The organism is Methanomethylovorans hollandica DSM 15978, assembly GCF_000328665.1.
Lineage (GTDB): Archaea > Halobacteriota > Methanosarcinia > Methanosarcinales > Methanosarcinaceae > Methanomethylovorans > Methanomethylovorans hollandica.
Genome location: NC_019977.1, coordinates 15,213 through 32,911 on the forward strand (window position 1 = coordinate 15,213; position 17,699 = coordinate 32,911).

Genomic DNA, 17,699 nt, shown 5'->3' on the forward strand with positions numbered 1-17,699 from the left:
AATGATGGGATTTAACGATCTATCCATAAAATTTAAATTAACTCTTTATATAGTAGTAGGGGTTTTTCTGGTGCTGGCAGTGTCCACAGGAGTTATTATTACCACAGTGACTACTCAGCAGGAGAAATTGGCCTATCAGCAATCCATTGAGCTGGCCAGGGACTACGCCAACCAGTTCGATGGCGATATGAGGCAGTCAAAAGCTATTGCTCAGACACTTGCAAATTCAATGGAAGTTTATTCGTCTTCAGACAGGGATGAGGTAAATGATATGCTCAGGAACTTGCTGCTGAAAAACCCCTCAATTACAGGTGTCTATGTCGGATACGAACCCAATGCTTTCGACGGTAAAGATGATGAATACTCTGGCACTAATGGTCATGATGAAACCGGGCGTTTTATTCCTTATTGGAACAAGATCAGTGGTAGTGTGGCTCTGGTGCCTCTTGAGTATTACGATGAATATGATTACTATCAAAAGACAAAAAAAACAACCATGGATGTTGTTACAGAACCATACTACTACCAAGGCATATTCATGGTAAGCTTTGATTCACCAATTATCAAGGATGGCAGTTTCGTGGGGATAGGGGGAGTGGATGTTTCCCTGAAGTACATAGATGATGTCATGGACAATGTAAAGGCATTCGATACGGGTTATGCTTTTGTGACCGGGAACACCGGTATCCTGGTCTCTCATCCTGTGCACAAGGACTGGATAGCTTCAAAAACTCTATACGACTTTGGCATACCAGAAATATCTGAAGCTGCAGACAATATAAAAGAAGGAAAAGGTGGTAACTTCGAAACAGTAGATCCAGCTACAGGTAAAGATGCAATAATGTTCTATGAGCCGGTGAAGACCGGAAACTATTCTTTTATTCTCGTAGTTCCTAAAGATGAGATGCTTGCAGGTGTGGCTTCCCTTAGGAACAAACTCATCATAATCTCTGCCATCTCTATTGCGTTCATGGGACTTGTGGCTTATCTCATAGCAATGTCCATAACCAGACCGATCAATAAGATCGTCACCAGTTTTAAAATGATCTCACAGGATGCTGTAGAAGGTAAACTGGATGCGAGGGCAAATACTGACGTAGGAGTAGACTTCAGGGAGATACCTAAAGGCCTCAATGAAATACTTGATGCTGTGACAGCTCCAATTCGGGAGAATATGAGAGTTACTAATGCTCTTGCTAAAGGAGAACTTAAAACAAGGATACAACTTGATCTGAAGGGTAAATTTAAGCAGGCAGGCGATACATTGGATAATTTCGCCGAATATCTGGATAGGATCATAGAAGACTCTAATAGCGTGCTTACTGCTATCCAGAATAATGACTTCTCTAAACCTGTTAAAGTATATGGAGAAGGTGATCTACGCATACTCACTAATGGTATCGAACAGACACGCTTGTCTCTGGACGAGGCCACTACAGAGCGCATAAAGGCTGAATATGCACTACGAGAATCCGAAAAGAAGTTCAGAACACTCTTTGATAGTACGAGTGATGCAATATATCTCCATGACATGGAAGGAAAAATACTTGAGGTCAACCAGTTAGCATGTGAAAGAATGGGTTATACCCATGACGAATTCCTTCAGATGAAACAGACTGATATAGATGGTACTTTTACAGGTAAATATTTACTTGAACTGATCAAGGAACTTTGTAAGCTAAAAAGTAATATTTTTGAGACAGTGCATGTTACAAAAAGTGGTAAGATACTGCCTGTAGAACTCAGCAGCCGCCTCATCAAGTATGATGGTAAAAAAGCTGTATTGACCATAGCTCGTGACATCACTGAGCGCAAACGCATAGAAAAGGCTCTTAAGCAATACGCTGAACAACTTGAGATTTCTAACAAACTAAAAGAAGAAATGGAAAGAGTTGTGAATAGCAGTCCTGTAATCGTATTTAAATGGAGAATGGAAAAAGACTGGCCAGTTGAATTTGTTTCTGAGAACATCACCCAGATAGGTTATACTGTCGAAGATTTTATTTCTGGTCAAATCAAGTATGCGGATATTTTACATCCAGAGGATCGCGAAAGATTCCACTATAGGCTTGAGCAACATCAAGGCACTCCTTCTGATCAGTTCAATCAAGAATACAGGATCTTCACGAAATCAGGAGATGTCAGGTGGGTAGATGAAAGAACTTTTATCCAGACAGAACCATCTGAAGAAATTATGCTTCAGGGTATCATTCTTGACGTTACTGAACGTAAAAAGGCTGAGGAAGCACTTTTAAGGACAGAGGAGATCCGTAAGAAAGAGATCCATCACAGAGTTAAAAATAATCTCCAGGTAATATCAAGTCTGCTATTCCTTGAATCTGAGAATTTCAAAGATAAAGAGATAGTTGAGGCTTTTCTGGACAGCCGTAACCGTGTGAGATCGATGGCATTGATCCATGAGGAATTATATCAATCAGGAGATATGTCCACAATTGATTTTGCAGATTATACCCGCAACTTACTGAATTTCCTGACAAAATCCTATTTTATGGAATCCAAAAAGATTAAATTAAATTCAAAGATAGAAAATGTTTATCTGGGCATGGACACTGCCATTCCTCTGGGAATGATAATAAATGAACTGGTCTCCAATTCGCTCAAGCATGGATTCCCGCATACTATCGAAGGGAATGTTAATGTTACTCTTGAGCTTGATGGTAATGAGTTCACCCTACAGATAAGTGATGATGGCATAGGATTCCCTGAAAGCATCAATTTCAGACAAACTACTTCTCTGGGCCTGCAGCTTGTGACAACTCTTGTTGAGCAGATAAACGGAACTATTGAACTTGAAAACAATAGGGGAACATCTTTTAAAATACGTTTTAAAGAGTTTAAGTGTAAGGTTTAGGTGGGAGAATGACAGAAGCAAAGATACTTGTAGTTGAAGATGAGAACATAGTTGCTCTTGAAATAAAGAAAAGATTGCAGAAGTTAGGCTATATAGTGCCGAGTGTGGCGTCAACCGGGGAAGACGCGATCAGTAAGGTTGAAGGTATTCTTCCGGATCTTGTGTTGATGGACATAATGCTCAAAGGTGAGATCGACGGAATAGATGCTGCAGGGGAGATCAGGAAGCGTTTTAACATACCTGTAGTCTATCTAACTGCATATTCTGATGAGGAGACATTGCAGAGGGCCAAGTTGACAGAACCCTATGGTTATATTCTGAAACCTTTTGAGGAAAATGATCTGCGTACAACAATAGAAATTGCACTATATAGACATCAAAATTTAAATGGCAGCAAAAAAAAAGAAGGTTATATCACTGAATAAAGCATAGATGTAACTCCTATGAAGAGAGGTTCCATGACTAGATCTACTCTGTATTTACCTCCGACTTCCTGAGGCAATCCACAGGGTATTCCAGGTGTTGAGACCAGACATCTCTCTGCTATCATACCCTCGGTTATTGTGTTTGCATTGGGTGTTGCTTCGAATACCATGGAAAACTTCTTTCGATCCTCTTTGCAGTATTCCTTAATTCCAATTTCATGAGCTGCTTTATCCAGAAAATCTCTGTTAGGATCACAGGCATAAACATCGAACCCTTTTTCTGCAAGATGTTTAGCTCCTGCATATCCTACTCTTCCAAGGCCTATAACAAGGATCTCACTTGAGCCTGAGTCCTTAAACCTGGAAGCGATCTCTGAATAGATGATGCCTGTTGCTTCATGGTTAGTGACCAATTTTCCATTCCTGAGATTGTGAGCGATGAAAAGATGATCATCAGCCATTAATAGTATATCTGCGCCATCCCTTATAGCCTCATAATATCCTGCCACATCTGTATGCTGAGTAATGAAACCTTCAAGCCCAAGGCGCTGAGCTATGAAAAGCAAGGAAGAGGTAAAATTGCTTATGATTCCATTACCTGCGGTTATGGGTATTATACCAACCTTTTCCGATCCCAGGTCTTTTCCATAGAGTTCTTTGCAGATATCTGTAAGTCTGGTTCCTGTAACTCTTTCAATGGTAGACTCACTCTCTTCAAATTGAGCAGAGAGATTATCAAGGTCTTCGGGTGTGAGCAATGCCATTATGGTACCTCCTGTTCTGGCGTACTAAGTATCATTTCGTGTGCCTTTTTTCTGTTCGTTTCAGCTTTTTCCTGGTCTCCACCCCAGGTTATAACTGTAAATGCCTTATGTTCTCCATCACGCTGGAATATCTCTATACTTTCCGATTCATGGATCGGCCTGTAATTGTTTCCCATTGACAGAATGTGCTCACCAACAGGTGACAATTTTCCATCCTTGAGGATAAGGTGCTCATATATGCAGTAATTACCCTCTGGTGCCTGGACTATCTCCTGTACACCTTCTGTAAAAGCCTGCATAAGTAGTTCCAGAAGATTAACTCCTGAAGAATGATAGACAGCTGTAGGTGTCTGGCTGGGGAACCTGGCGTCTATTTCTAGCACTTTCAGTCCCTGAGGACTGTAAATTGCTTCCACGTCCATGATACCCTTGAGCTTAAGATTGCGTGCAAGTTCATAGGTGATCCTCCTTAGTTCAGGATTGTGACTGACAGGTGTTACCATATGGCAATCGTGGGTATCATCAATATGGATCTTTGTTTCCTTTACCACCGCAAAATGTTCTCCATCTCCTACAACTTCAAGAGACAACACATCTCCTTCCACATATTCTTCTATGAGCATGGTAGGGTCAAGACCTTTCAGGCCTTCATCATCATAGATTATGGCTGTACCAATGCTGCTGCTCATGCAGGAAGGTTTTACAAAATATGGTGGATGAGTGGGTTTATCTGTAGGTGTTGGAATACCTATGGATCTGAAGTATTTTTTCGATGTGTTCTTATCCCTGCTTATCCTGTATGCATCAAAATCAAAGAGCAAAGAACAATGAAGCCTATCCTTTATGGTCTCAAGGAAATCGATAGTATCGAAATTTTCGTTTACAGGGATCATGGCATCGACAGCTGCTGATATCTCTATGAGCCTTTCAGGTTGCTCCACAATGTCAAAACAATGGAACGTATCAACCAGATCCTTTATGAACGCATTTTTATTCCTGTCTATCAATACAACTCTAATGCCTGCTTTTCTGGCATGGTATGCTACCTCGAAACCCTGCAGCTTACCTCCGATCAAACATATTTGTTTCATGCCACCACTCCTATCCTAGTAAATTGTTGAAATCTGATTGTGCAGCTGGTTCCATTCCCATGGTCCTGAGCTTTTCTACCACGCTCTTAGGGTCCCTCTTTCTCTCTTCATGTTTGCGGTCATAGTTTGCCACACCCTCAAGTGGAGAATCTGAAGGAATTATAGATGTTACCACATTAGCACCTGCATTTAAGCGGTATACCATACCTTCAATGCCTTCTACGTCAAGAGATGCAGGTATAAGTCTATCTGGGAACATCAGCCTTAATACTGATATTATCTTGAGTTCTGACAGGTTTGATTCCTGCACTTTTTTCTCAAGAGGGGTTCCTTCCTGGGGAATGAAGGTCATCACCCGGACCATCTGAGGATTCTCTTTTGCCATGCTCCTCAGAGAAATTAGTGTTGATTCGACATCATTACCCACACCTGTGAGCAGCCCATCCTCAACACAGTAACCTATCGTCTGAGCAAATTCACGGGCATGCATCCGGTCTGAGAAGGATTGCCCGACTCTCAGCTTCTCATAGAGTTCTTGATCATAAGTTTCCTGATACAAGGCTAAGAAGTTAGCACCATGCTCCCGCAGCATTTTCAGTGTTTTGTCATCCAGCACCCCTGGGGATATCATGACTGGAAGACCGAGTTCCTCTTTGACTATATCTATGACCTTAGCGAATTGTCTAGGATTTTCATGAAAGTACGGGTCTTCCCCCATGGTGAGGTCCACCATGTGGATCTGTTCTCCTTTAAGTTTCCTGCATATATTACGGATATCTTCAAGTTCCAGCCGGTACCTGTTGATCTTGTTCATTGTGTTGTAGTAACAGAATGCACACCTGTTCTTACAGTGTGTGGAAAAGTAGACGAAACTGTAGAGGAACACCTTGTTCCCGAAATAGTGATCTCTAACTTTCCTTGCTACATAATGAAGCTTTTCAAGTTCTGTACTGTCCGTAATCAAAAGCATTTCCCGAAGTTCATCTTCAGGTATTTCTATTCTATTTATGACCTTTAGTGCATATGCATCAAGGTCATTTTTGTCCATATTAGTGAACATTGAGATCCCCTCACAGGTTCGTACTGATGCCATTGTAGTAGTTCTCACAACGAGCTGCCCTTTTAATGGTCTTGAAATTATACGTGACCTTGAGCAATCTTTCCAGTCCGAATCCAGCCCCTATCCAAGGTTTGTTTATCCCCCAATCTATGTCCTGAGGAATTGGTCCTACCACTGCAGAGGAGAGTTCCATGTCCTTGTGGAGCACGTCTATGGTTTCACCATATACCATACAGTTATCAGAAACGATTTCATGCTCTATGTTCAGGGAATCAAGGAAATCTTCAATAAGAAGGATCAGGGTTTCTCGCGTACATTTTGATCCCATCTGGCAGAAATTGAGCATTGTAAACTCTTCAAGGTGGCTTTTACCATCGGATTCTTTTCTGTAACAGGGTCCGATCTCGAATATACGTATGGGGTCAGGAAGAATGTTATCAAACTTGTAAAGGTAATTGTAAAGCCCAGGTGCAAGCATGGGGCGTAGACACATATTCTCACCCACCCGGAAGATCTGCTGGGAAAGTTTTGTATCTTCACCAACTCCCATTCTTTCCATGTATTCAAAGGGTATCAGAATAGGGGATTTTATTTCCATGAAACCCCTTTCTACAAAAAAATCGGTGATCTGACGTTCAAGTTTTCCAAGAAGGTTTTCCCTGCTGTCTTCATATACTTTACGCAGGTCATCTTTTCTTTTGTTTATCAGTTCAGCTTCAAGTTGCTGGAATGAACGCTTTTCCTTAGAAAAAGAGATCATTTCATCCGGTCCCAGCAGCGATACTATTCTGTCCTTCTGGCTCTGGGTAAAACCTGGATCTTTTGCTTTTGAGCTGGAAGCTGCAGGTTTCTTAGGCAAGCTCGTAATTTTTCTTTCAACCTTGTTTTCCGTTTTTTCCTTGACATGTATCGAGGATACTTTTTGAGGTTGACTATGAGGGATATGAGAAAGTGGAACTACAGGTTTTTCAGCATGTACCGGAGTAGGTATATTTATAGAATTAGATGGAATTTCAGTTACTCTTACATGTTTTGTCCTGATCTCTTTGGATGTCTTCTGGAGAAATTCATTGATCTTTAGATCAGAAACCCGGCACTGTTTGCAGGGTTTTTTGAATTTCCTAAGTCTTAGAGCTCGTGCCGAGCGACTGGACCTTGAATTTCTTATATCAAAAGTCTCTCCACAGCCAGTAACTATATGAACAAAACGTTGAGATACATTTAAATCCCGTATGCTATGAAGCAATCCGGTTCTTGATACCCACATATCGGTATCATTAAGTAAGGACTCTATTAATTTTTTTTTCATGCTTTCAGCTCCATTATACGCTACGATCTTTTAAGGATTTTCTATAAGCCCATGTACTGCAATATCCAATTCTTATCTTTGTTCAGCATCATTCCATTCACCTGATTCATTTGTTTATAGCGACTTACTTTCAAGTTTCACAAACCATTAGATATATTTGTCGCTTAAAAAAAGCACTATTTATATTTTCTGCAATAAGCTAAAAAAAATAAAGTTGCCAAGTGATAAAGGCAAGAAAAAGAAAATACATGTCAATAGAACAAAAGATGGCGGAAACCCCGGGAATTTAACCCGGCTGAACGGATTTAGAGTCCATTTGATCAACATGATCCGGTTTCCATTTAATCAAATGTAATCGCTTTATTTGATATTTATATTTTGTGGTTATCTTCCTTAATCAAAAATAAAAAAAGGATCAGGATTTCTTACCAACCTTCAGACTTCCCACTCCCATGAACACAAGTTTTGTTTCAATGGGGACAGGGCTTCCTTCATGTAGATTTATATCTTCCCTGGACATATCTATTCTCACATCGTTCCAGTCCATATCAGCTTCTCTCATATAATCCATGACCAGATTTTCTCCTACATGTTCAGCATACTTAAGAGCTTCTCCATGAGTCGAAAACTCCTCAAATCCTCCGGGAGTGAACACAAGGAAAAATCTTTGTTTCTCCCTGAATACAGCTTTGATGAGAATTTGTATTCTCTTGACACCCTGTCCTACCAATGCACCTACAGCGTTACCGACTTCTGCAAAAGGTGGTAATATTATCTCTGCATCGATGATGCTCTGCATCTGCTGCACATAGGCCCTCACCGGTCCACCCAACAATACAACAGGTACAGAAAGCCTGAACTTAGAGAAGAACTCACCTCTGAGTATTTTTTCTATCTCTTTTCCGTTAACTCCTTTAAGCATGTAGGACATCAGGTTCAAGGCCATGTTGTAGGCAACTTCTTTCTTTATATGCTCAGCAAGTTCCTGCTCGTTCATTTGTACAAGCCTTGACATAATAGTTGCACCTATGAACGAAGCTTCCTTATCCCATTCATTGTAATCATCCAATATATGCAGTGCATCTGTGGGTGTGAACCCAATGGCTTGTATAAGCCTTTTCTTAATAAGGTAATCCAGATGTTCTACTGATACAGGACGACCGAACTTCCAATAAATATCGCTTATTGATACCGGTTCATTACCTATTGTACTAAGTATATCCTGTTCATACGAACTGAGTTTTACCGGCTCTTTTCCTGTGCGTACGAAGAACTTGGTCGGTTGCACGTTCTCTCCGAGTTCCACACGTGCAGGAGTGCGTCCCATTTTCAGTGTTTCCTTGAAACCCGGATACTGAACAGCAGCCACACACAGAGGTATTACCCTGCGCGGCCCGATGTTTATCTTCCTGTTCTTTATCCATACGTGACTATCCCCCCCCATGGCAGATGTTTCCATCCGGATAGCTTTAACTTTTGTATTCCAGCCACCTACTTTAGCACCATCTTCGCAGAGTTCGGGCAGTCCTTTATACAAGAGAGAAACATCAGTACTTGTACCGCCCACATCTATCACTGCACATGTGTCCCTCTCGGACAGGAAGGAAGCTCCTACAAGGCTTGCTGCAGGACCTGTAAAAATGGACTCTATAGGTTTCTGGATGGCTTCTTTGATATTTATTAACGAACCATCACATTTCAGCATCATGAGCTTTGCGTTGATACCTCTTCTCTCAATATCAGATACAATTGCATCGATGAACTGACGGGCAATGGGTATGAGCTGGGCGTTAAGATAGGCTGTAATACCTCTGTCATAGGCTCCCAGGTCCTGCGAGAGCTCATGTCCGCATACCACAGGCATCCCTGTTGCTTTTACTATGTGATCTTTAATCTGCAATTCATGTTCAGGGTTACGCACACTGAAGTATGAAGAAACTGCAAAAGCGGATACATTATCCTTCACCCTGTTCACAAATTCTGTTACTGCCTCTATATCAAGAGCATCTGCTTCAGCTCCGGTAGCAGTATGTCCTCCTCTGACCATCACATATTCCTGGACAGACGTGTCTTGGGGTACCAGATAATTACCCACAAGGATAAGACCTACCGGATAGCCTGTTCGCTCAAGTATTGTATTAGTTGCTAAGGTCGTGGATACTGAGACGAGCTTTATATCTTTCAGGTATTGAGGGTCCAGGCCATCTATAGCGTTCTCGATGCCCTCAAGCAATTCAGGATAAGTAGTAAGGGCTTTGTATGAAGCCATAACTTTCTTGTCAGAGTTCCTTATGATCACTGCATCTGTATAAGTGCCACCTGCATCAATGCCCAGACTATATTGCATATTTTCCCTCTCTACTATTCTATAGTTTGATGTGTTCAAATCCACACATTAAATAACCTTTATTTACCCTTTACTGCCCTATACCAAGGAAACTCAGCCTTGTTTCCAGAGGTGTGGTGCCTTCTTCCAAACTTATGTCGTTACGGCTTATATTAATCTTTACTCCAGTAAGGTCCAGACAAGATGATGACATATAATCCATCACAAGTTCAGAACCGATATTCTCTGCATGATTTAATGCTTCAGCATAGGATGAAAACTCTTTTCTCCCACCTGGATAGAAAACAATATAAGATTTAGGTTTAGCATTATATTTAGATTCTGATAAAGAAGCTTTTACAAGCACTTCCAGCCTTTTAATACCTTTAGCTGCAAGTGCTCCAATTGCATTGCCCACATCTGCATGTTCCGGAACAACGATAAGAGAGTCGAAATATTTACCGAGACCATCCTTGTAAGCAGTTACAGGCCCTCCCAGCAATACAACTGGCATTTTGACCTTGATACTTGCAAAGAATTTACCACTAATCATCTTCTTTATTTCTTTCCTATCCACATCTTCCAGCAAAAAAGCAGCAAGGTTAAGGGCTATATTGCTTGTTACTTGTTCCTTTACCCTGGAACAGAGTTCCATCTTTTCCATGCCTGCAAACCTGGACAAAACTTCAGAGCCTATATGTGCTGCTTCTACATCCCACTTTTGATATTCTCCCAGAACATGAAGAGCATCAGTAGGTGTAAAGCCTATGGTCCTTACTAACCTTTTCTGGATGAGCATATCCATGGTCATAGGACTTGGCATTCTATTTTCGTTCCAGTAGATGTCACTCACTTTATAGGGGACATCACTGAGGCGGTCGAACAAGTCCTTTTCTTCAGGGCTCAGTTCATCAGGTATCTTTCCGCTTCTCATGAAAAACTTCGTTGGTTGTATATTTTCCCCTATTTGATTGCGTAGGATATTTTGCTGCATCATCAGTTTTTCCTTGATCTCCGGATACTTCAATGCCGCTAAACATAAGGGTATGACCCTGCGCGGTCCTATATGTATCTCATGGTTAAGTATCCAGACGTGGCTATCTCCTCCGATAGCGGAAGTTTCCATTCTGAGGGCCTTTACTTTTGTCTGCCACTTCCCTACAACTGCTCCCAGATCAGAGATTTCAGGAAGGCCTTCGTGCATCACAGAAACATCAGTGCTTGTTCCACCTACATCGACCACTGCACAGGTTTCAAAACCTGAAAGATGAGACGCGCCCAATAAACTAGCTGCAGGGCCAGAAAAAATGGATTGAATAGGTTTTTTAAGTGCTTCCTCGATGCTCACCATTGATCCGTCACATTTGAGCATCATTAGTTTTGCTTCAATGTTCCTCTTTTTGATCTCGGAAGTTACAGCCTGCATAAATTGATTAGTGAGAGGTATCAGCTGTGCATTAAGATAAGCAGTCACACCTCTTTCATAAACTCCCAGGTCCTGAGATAGTTCGTGTCCACACACAACCGGAAGGCCTGTAAGCTGCATAACACTTTCCTTTACCTGCAACTCATGTTCCGGATTACGGACACTAAAATAGGAAGATACAGCAAAAGCTGAGACCTTGTTCTTTACTTTCAGAATGAACTCCTCTACTGGCTGGATATCCAGGGGCTCAACTTCATTGCCAGCACTGTTGTGCCCTCCTCTTATCTGGATACTGTACTCTATTTTCCTATCAGTGGGTATACCCGTTTTTCCTATCAGTATTAGACCTGCCGGATAACCCGTATTTTCAAGTATCGTGTTTGTTGCAAGAGTTGTTGAAACACATGCCAACCTCACGTCAGAAAGTAGTTTTTGATCAAGACCGTCCAAAGCTTCACGTATTCCAAATATCAGGTCAGGGTATGTTGTCAATGCTTTGTTTGCCTGCAAGACCCTGCCATCATCACTGTTAAGAAGAACTGCATCAGTATATGTTCCTCCGGCATCTATTCCCAGACTATATCTCATTCAAGTCTGCCCTCTTTTTTGTTATAGAATCTTTTGCCCGCTGATATGACTGTTCTGCGATCCTGATAGTGCCTTGCATATCGACTATTCGGAAATCAAATGCTTGAGCAAACTCTTCCACCTTTGCATCAAAACTCTCCTCGTAAACAAGACCTGTATTGATCTTACCTACATTCTTGTATCCTGCGTAATCGAAAACTATCTTGGTCATGACAGTGTTATCAGGGTCGTTCGTAAGACGGGCAATTACAGCCATCTCCTTCCAGAAAGCTGCACCCATGGGCGTAAGGAAATATACGCCTTCTCCACCGGTTTCTTTTAGAGCTTTAAGATATGGTTCTCTTCCTCCAAGGGAAGCGCCTATACAGTCATCGATTATCTCTCCATCTTCTTCTCTTAGAATGTGCACAGGACAAGAAAGATGTGCAAAGTCTCTGTTTAGATTGCCCAGTACATTCCCACACAAACCATAGAATACTAGGATAGTGTCGGCATACACGGACATGATGCTGATCTCTTTATACACGCTTTCTTTGAGTAATTGAGGAGATGCATCAAGGGAAAAACCAAGGATATTCACAAGAATACAATAATTTGTATCATTTGTATCTTGTTCATTATGCATTAAGTCCTCTATGTCATTTGGTGAACAAACTGTATGGTCTATATTATTTTCAGATAATTTCCTTAGAATGCCTGCGGCATCCAAGCTGTCTACAACTAGAATTCTGGTGATCTGAGAGTCGTTCTTGATGAGGTGTACGATCTCATCCTCAAAGATTCTGCAGGCAATTATGGACATTAAAGTCATTAGAACCTCATATATATTCTTATGCAGATGCGTGAACTGCACACTCACTTTGCTCGTGTGTAAAAAGCATAGTCCATATTTGCTATATATATTTACCCATTTTGGGGTTCAAACCACTACTAATTAATGTTCTTCACGCTGTGCTAAAACTGTTAAACAATCATGTATTTATATTTTTTGATGAGCTGCTGTAAAATCATTTTCAGTTCTGAAAAAAAGAGCTAGAATGATACTGGTTATTTTTCATATTTTGTTTTTGAGCTGCCCATACTTTTTGTAAAAACAAAAAATATTTAAGTATTTGAATTATACTCCTACGAATACCTTTAAATATGTAGTTTCTAGTTTTTTAACTTGATAATAGAGTTATTTCCATTAAAAAAAGCATATACTCATGAATTCTTATTTCACATGATATTTGGTAAAATATTGGTCCTCAGAGGTGATCATAATTTCCAAAATTACAACAGTTTCTGAATATGAAAAAAAACGTGCAGAGTACTATTTACCAGAGGACCCCGATACAATAAAAAAGCTTGAAGCTCTTCATAAAGTAAGTCCGGTGATATCTTTCATTTGGAAAGTGGACGAAAGATGGCATGTTGAGTGGGTTTCAGAAAATATCACACAGTTAGGATACACTCCTGAAGATCTTATGTCTGGAAAAATCAATTATGCTGATATTATTCATCCGGAAGATTATGTAAAGATTAACTCAGAGGTCAAAAAACTGGTTAAAAAGGGTAATACCTCTTACTTTACTCTAGTCTACAGAATACTTTCCAAATCCGGGGAAGTGAGATATGTAACCGAAAGATCTCTTTTAAAGAGGGATGGTAATGGAAATATTTCACGTTATCAGGGTATAATAATTGACAATACCGAAAAAGAAAAGGCAGAAAACACTTTCAGAGATCTGGAAAGGAAATATCGTCTTATCTTTGAACGTTCTCCTCTGGGTATTCTTTGTTTTGATGAGAACGGCGCGATCATTAACTGTAATAGCGTCTGTGCAAAAATTATAGCGGATCCTAAAAGTAAGATAAATGGTCTTAGTGTACTCAAATATGTAGAAGAAGGACCTTTAAAAGCTGCTATTGATCTGGTTTTTTTGGGTGAGTCGGGTCGCTATGAAGGCGAATATATCTCCCCTGCCGGAAAGAGATCTATTATAAAAGCAGAATTTTCTCCTATAATGTCTGAGGATGGTTACCTGATAGGAGGACTTGGACTTATCCAGGATGTAAGTGACATTCAAGAAACTGCAGAAAAGATACATCTAAACGAAGCACGTCTGGAAGCACTTCTTGAATTGTATCAAAGGGGGAATTCCTCTATTTCAGAAATCGCTGAATTTACAATAGAGGAAGCTGTAAAACTAACACATAGTCAGGTAGGTTATCTTGGTCTGCTGAAAGCAGATAATATCCTTGAAATGTATGAATGGCCTACACAGAAAAAAAATCATGATAAAAAGGCCTGGAGATGTCCTGTAAATTCCACAGGCATGTGGGGAGAAGCGATAAGGGAAAGAGAACCTATTGTGAATAATAATCCATCTGGATCTGGTCTTACAAAAGGAATAAAACCTGAACTTGAGGGTAAAGTCAATCGTTATATAAATGTGCCGGTGATGGATGGAGATCAGGTAGTTGCTGTTGCTGCTGTGGCCAATAAATCACAAGAATATGACAGTTCGGATGTAAGACAGATAACGCTGCTTTTTGATGGAATGTGGAAAATTATACAGCGTAAGTTTGCTGATGAACAAATCCTTGAGACCCGCAGGATACTCAAAGTACTCGAATCAGTGATAAATGACAGCCCTGCAGTTGTCTTTATGTGGAGTCCTGAAAAAGATTGGCCAGTTAAATTTGTTTCAAAGAACATTGAACGTTTTGGCTATTTGGTAGAAGATTTCCTTTCAGGTAAAATGATATATGGTGACATCATCCATCCTGCAGATCTCGAAAAAGTGCGTGCACAGGTAGGTAGATGTTATAAAGAAGGATATTCTGATTTCAGCCAGGAATACAGGATCCTTACCCGATCAGGTGAAGTAAGGTGGGTAGATGAAAGAACAATGATCCATCATGGTCAAAATGGAGATATTGATTTTCTGCAGGGAATAGTCGTTGATATCACCGAGCGCAAGCAGGCAAATAACTTTGTTCGGATAGAGTATGATTTTGATGATGTCTTAAGCCCAGGTGATAATCTTCAGGATATATTTGAAAAAATACTGGATTTTGTTCTGCAGATCAAAGCTGTGGATTGCGGAGCTATATACTTATTGGATGGTTCAAAAGGAGATCTTGAGCTTATAGCTTACCGGGGCCTGTCTGAAAAGTTCGCGGATAGTATCAGATATTTTGGTGTTAATACTATCCAAGCAAGACTTTTCACTACCGGTTATCCTGTTTATAAGTATTTCTCTGAGATAAGTGCAATGATCAAGGAAGATTTTGATTATGAAGGCTTGCAGGCAATGGGTTTCATACCGGTACACTATAATGACAAGATTGTTGCTGCAATGATACTCGGTTCACATAGAGAACTGGAAATACCTGCTAATTCCAGAAATGTTATTGATACTATTGCAAGTCAGTTGGGAATGATCGTAACCCGTTTCAAAGAAGGCACTTTGATAAAGAAGGATCATGGACTGCAAGATCTTTTTGATACTATGGATGACCTTATATTCATAATGGACATGGGTGGCTTGATCATCCATACAAATCATGCTTTGCAGAAATATTTGCAGTACTCCAAAAAGGATCTCTCTAAAATGGATTTCCTGGAACTGTTCCCTCCGGGCAAAGAAAAGGAAGTACTTGAGAGTATTGATCTAGAGGGACTGATTTCAGGCAATTCTTCAAGATGTTATGTACCTCTTATGAACAGTAATCATAAATTCTTATCTGCAGACACTAAGTTCTTTGTGGGAAAATGGGGTGGGAGAGAAGTTCTGATTGGAGTATCCAGATTATCCTTGAATGAATCGGCAAATTAAATTTTTTACATATTGTTTCATGAAACAGATAAGGGCTACTATATTTATATAATTCCTACAGTCCCCTGCGCACAGGACCTTAAACTTTTATGAAGAAACTAAGAAATTAATATAAGTTATTTACTGACTTTTTTGATGAGGGGACATAAAAACAATAGGCAGAGGCTTTTTATTGGACTTTTCTTTTTCCTTAAATAAAGGACTTATTTAAGTTGGAAGCAATAATTATTTATAGTAGTGTAATTCCATTAAATGTACTTTTGTACGAACATCAATAGCTATAAAGCATACATGTCTTTTTTAATACATTTTATACGTGTGTAGTTATCCATTCTCTCCCCGTAATCTTTAAATAGGGTGTTCTATTTTTCTCTTACCAAAATATATATATAGGCGAGTTTGGAGAAAAATATATATACGAGAAAAGAGAAGCCCTGGGTAAGGATCAATGCAAGCCACAATTGTACGCTCAGATACTCAATGTTTGGCATGCATGACTGAAGTAAGGAGGAAAGAATATGGTAAACCACTATTATCCAGGCAGGAAAATGCTGGACGGTGTGAAGTTGGAATTGTTCTCTAGCGAAGATCTGAGAGCAATTCACTACGCCACCATGGATGTATTTATGAACCCAGGTATCCAGGTATCAGATGCTGATGCAAGGGCTGTTTTCAAGAAAGCCGGATGCCAGGTAGACGAGACGACACAAATTGTCAAGATCCCTGAGTATGTTGTTAACAGAGCACTTCTGGACTGTCCATCCAGGTTTACACTATATGGACGCGACCCAAAGAAAAAAGTAGTACAGGAGCATAAAGGTAAGGTTCATTGGACATGTTTCGGTACTGGTGTCAAGATGTGCAACTACAAAGCACCAGGACAGTACGAAACAGTTGACTCCACAGAAGCTGATGTTGCAGCAACTGCAAAGCTTGTGGACTGGGCAGAGAACATAGACTATTACTCACTTGCAGTTTCCGCCAGGGATTGGGCAGGCAAGGGAATGCAGGATGTTCACGAGACACTTACTCCTCTGATGAACACCACAAAGCACTTCCACCACATAGACCCTGTCGGTGAACATGTAGAATATTACAGAGATATCGTAAAGGCATACTATGGTGGAGATGACGAGGAGTTCCGCAAGAAGCCTCTTTTCTCAATGCTGGTTTGTCCAACAAGCCCACTTGAGCTCAGCTCCAACGCATGTCAGGTCATCATGAAGGGTGCAAAGTTCGGCATGCCTGTCAACGTGCTGAGTATGGCAATGGCTGGCGGTTCATCCCCTGTTCATCTTGCAGGCACACTGGTAACCCACAATGCAGAGGTTCTTTCAGGTATCGTACTGGCTCAACTCACTCAACCAGGAGCTTCTGTATGGTACGGTAGTTCTACAACCACATTCGATCTGAAGAAAGGTACAGCACCAGTAGGTTCTCCAGAGCTTGCGCTTATCAGTGCTGGAGTAGCAAAACTGGGACAATACTATGGTCTACCCACATATGTAGCAGGCTCGTAGTCCGATTCCAAGATACCAGACGGTCAGGCAGGTCACGAGAAGACCATGACAACGTTGTTGCCAGCCCTGTCCGGTGCAAACACTCTGTATGGTTCAGGTATGCTTGAACTCGGTATGACTTTCTCAATGGAACAGCTTGTCTTTGACAACGATATGATCTCCATGACAAAGAAGGCAATGCAGGGTATTCCAGTATCTGAGGAGACGCTTTCGGTGGAAGCTATCCAGCAGGTAGGAATTGGAAACAACTTCCTTGCACACAAGACCACAAGAAAGAACATAGATCTCCCATCCAGCCCAACGCTTATCAACAGGCTGATGTACGGAGACTGGGTGGCGGCCGGTTCAAAGGATATTGCAACAGTGGCCCACGAAAAGGTAGTTGATGTAATGAAGAACCACGAGGTCACACCAATAGATGCAGATCTGCTTAAGGATATGAAGGCTATCGTAGACAAGGCAGATAAGGCATTCAGGGACAACCTGTGATCTCA

General features: G+C 40.8%; 10 protein-coding genes and 1 pseudogene. 4 read left to right on the forward strand and 7 right to left on the reverse strand.

The window, feature by feature from the left end; genetic code table 11:
* Positions 1-4 precede the first annotated feature (4 nt).
* Both METHO_RS00085 and METHO_RS00090 read left to right on the forward strand, forming a co-directional pair.
* Positions 5-2,872, forward strand: coding sequence for a PAS domain S-box protein (locus METHO_RS00085; protein ID WP_015323486.1), 2,868 nt, complete (start codon positions 5-7; stop codon positions 2,870-2,872).
* A gap of 8 nt (positions 2,873-2,880) precedes the next feature.
* The gene (locus METHO_RS00090) at positions 2,881-3,297 is read left to right on the forward strand and encodes a response regulator (RefSeq protein WP_015323487.1); all 417 of its coding nucleotides are present in this window, start codon (positions 2,881-2,883) and stop codon (positions 3,295-3,297) included.
* Here the strand turns inward: METHO_RS00090 and pylD are convergent.
* The 7 genes from pylD to METHO_RS00125 form a co-directional block, all read right to left on the reverse strand.
* Entirely contained in the window at positions 3,282-4,061 is a 780-nt protein-coding gene (pylD, locus tag METHO_RS00095) for a 3-methylornithyl-N6-L-lysine dehydrogenase PylD (protein WP_015323488.1), read from the reverse strand. The genes METHO_RS00090 and pylD overlap by 16 nt on opposite strands.
* Entirely contained in the window at positions 4,061-5,152 is a 1,092-nt protein-coding gene (gene pylC / locus METHO_RS00100; RefSeq protein ID WP_015323489.1) for a 3-methylornithine--L-lysine ligase PylC, read from the reverse strand. The genes pylD and pylC overlap by 1 nt, the downstream gene beginning before the upstream one ends.
* 10 nt (positions 5,153-5,162) lie before the next feature.
* Positions 5,163-6,212 carry a methylornithine synthase PylB gene (pylB, locus tag METHO_RS00105; RefSeq protein WP_015323490.1) on the reverse strand — a complete coding sequence of 350 codons (1,050 nt, stop codon included), beginning with the start codon at positions 6,210-6,212 and terminating at the stop codon, positions 5,163-5,165.
* 10 nt (positions 6,213-6,222) lie between these two features.
* Positions 6,223-7,521, reverse strand: coding sequence for a pyrrolysine--tRNA(Pyl) ligase (pylS, locus tag METHO_RS00110; protein WP_015323491.1), 1,299 nt, complete (start codon positions 7,519-7,521; stop codon positions 6,223-6,225).
* 415 nt (positions 7,522-7,936) lie between these two features.
* Positions 7,937-9,868: a hydantoinase/oxoprolinase N-terminal domain-containing protein gene (locus tag METHO_RS00115; RefSeq protein ID WP_015323492.1), complete on the reverse strand. Its 1,932-nt coding sequence runs from the start codon at positions 9,866-9,868 to the stop codon at positions 7,937-7,939.
* Between the two features lie 70 nt (positions 9,869-9,938).
* A complete protein-coding gene (locus tag METHO_RS00120) occupies positions 9,939-11,861 on the reverse strand; it encodes a hydantoinase/oxoprolinase family protein (RefSeq protein WP_015323493.1) in 1,923 nt (640 codons plus the stop codon).
* The gene (locus tag METHO_RS00125) at positions 11,851-12,672 is read right to left on the reverse strand and encodes a DUF1638 domain-containing protein (protein ID WP_015323494.1); all 822 of its coding nucleotides are present in this window, start codon (positions 12,670-12,672) and stop codon (positions 11,851-11,853) included. Before METHO_RS00125 ends, METHO_RS00120 begins: the two co-directional genes overlap by 11 nt.
* Positions 12,673-13,090: 418 nt before the next feature.
* Here METHO_RS00125 and METHO_RS00130 point away from each other — a divergent pair, with 418 nt between their 5' ends.
* Together METHO_RS00130 and mttB are read left to right on the forward strand one after the other, a co-directional pair.
* Positions 13,091-15,685 (forward strand): PAS domain S-box protein, encoded by a 2,595-nt coding sequence (locus tag METHO_RS00130; protein ID WP_015323495.1) that lies wholly within the window; start codon positions 13,091-13,093, stop codon positions 15,683-15,685.
* 548 nt (positions 15,686-16,233) lie between these two features.
* A pseudogene (gene mttB, locus METHO_RS00135) lies at positions 16,234-17,694 on the forward strand ([trimethylamine--corrinoid protein] Co-methyltransferase).
* Positions 17,695-17,699: the final 5 nt, after the last annotated feature.

Coding starts and splice junctions, on each gene's coding strand:
- METHO_RS00085 (WP_015323486.1), top strand. CDS start 5: ATGGGATTTAACGATCTATCCATAAAATTTAAATTAACTCTTTATATA.
- METHO_RS00090 (WP_015323487.1), top strand. CDS start 2,881: ATGACAGAAGCAAAGATACTTGTAGTTGAAGATGAGAACATAGTTGCT.
- pylD (WP_015323488.1), bottom strand. CDS start 4,061: ATGGCATTGCTCACACCCGAAGACCTTGATAATCTCTCTGCTCAATTT.
- pylC (WP_015323489.1), bottom strand. CDS start 5,152: ATGAAACAAATATGTTTGATCGGAGGTAAGCTGCAGGGTTTCGAGGTA.
- pylB (WP_015323490.1), bottom strand. CDS start 6,212: ATGTTCACTAATATGGACAAAAATGACCTTGATGCATATGCACTAAAG.
- pylS (WP_015323491.1), bottom strand. CDS start 7,521: ATGAAAAAAAAATTAATAGAGTCCTTACTTAATGATACCGATATGTGG.
- METHO_RS00115 (WP_015323492.1), bottom strand. CDS start 9,868: ATGCAATATAGTCTGGGCATTGATGCAGGTGGCACTTATACAGATGCA.
- METHO_RS00120 (WP_015323493.1), bottom strand. CDS start 11,861: ATGAGATATAGTCTGGGAATAGATGCCGGAGGAACATATACTGATGCA.
- METHO_RS00125 (WP_015323494.1), bottom strand. CDS start 12,672: ATGACTTTAATGTCCATAATTGCCTGCAGAATCTTTGAGGATGAGATC.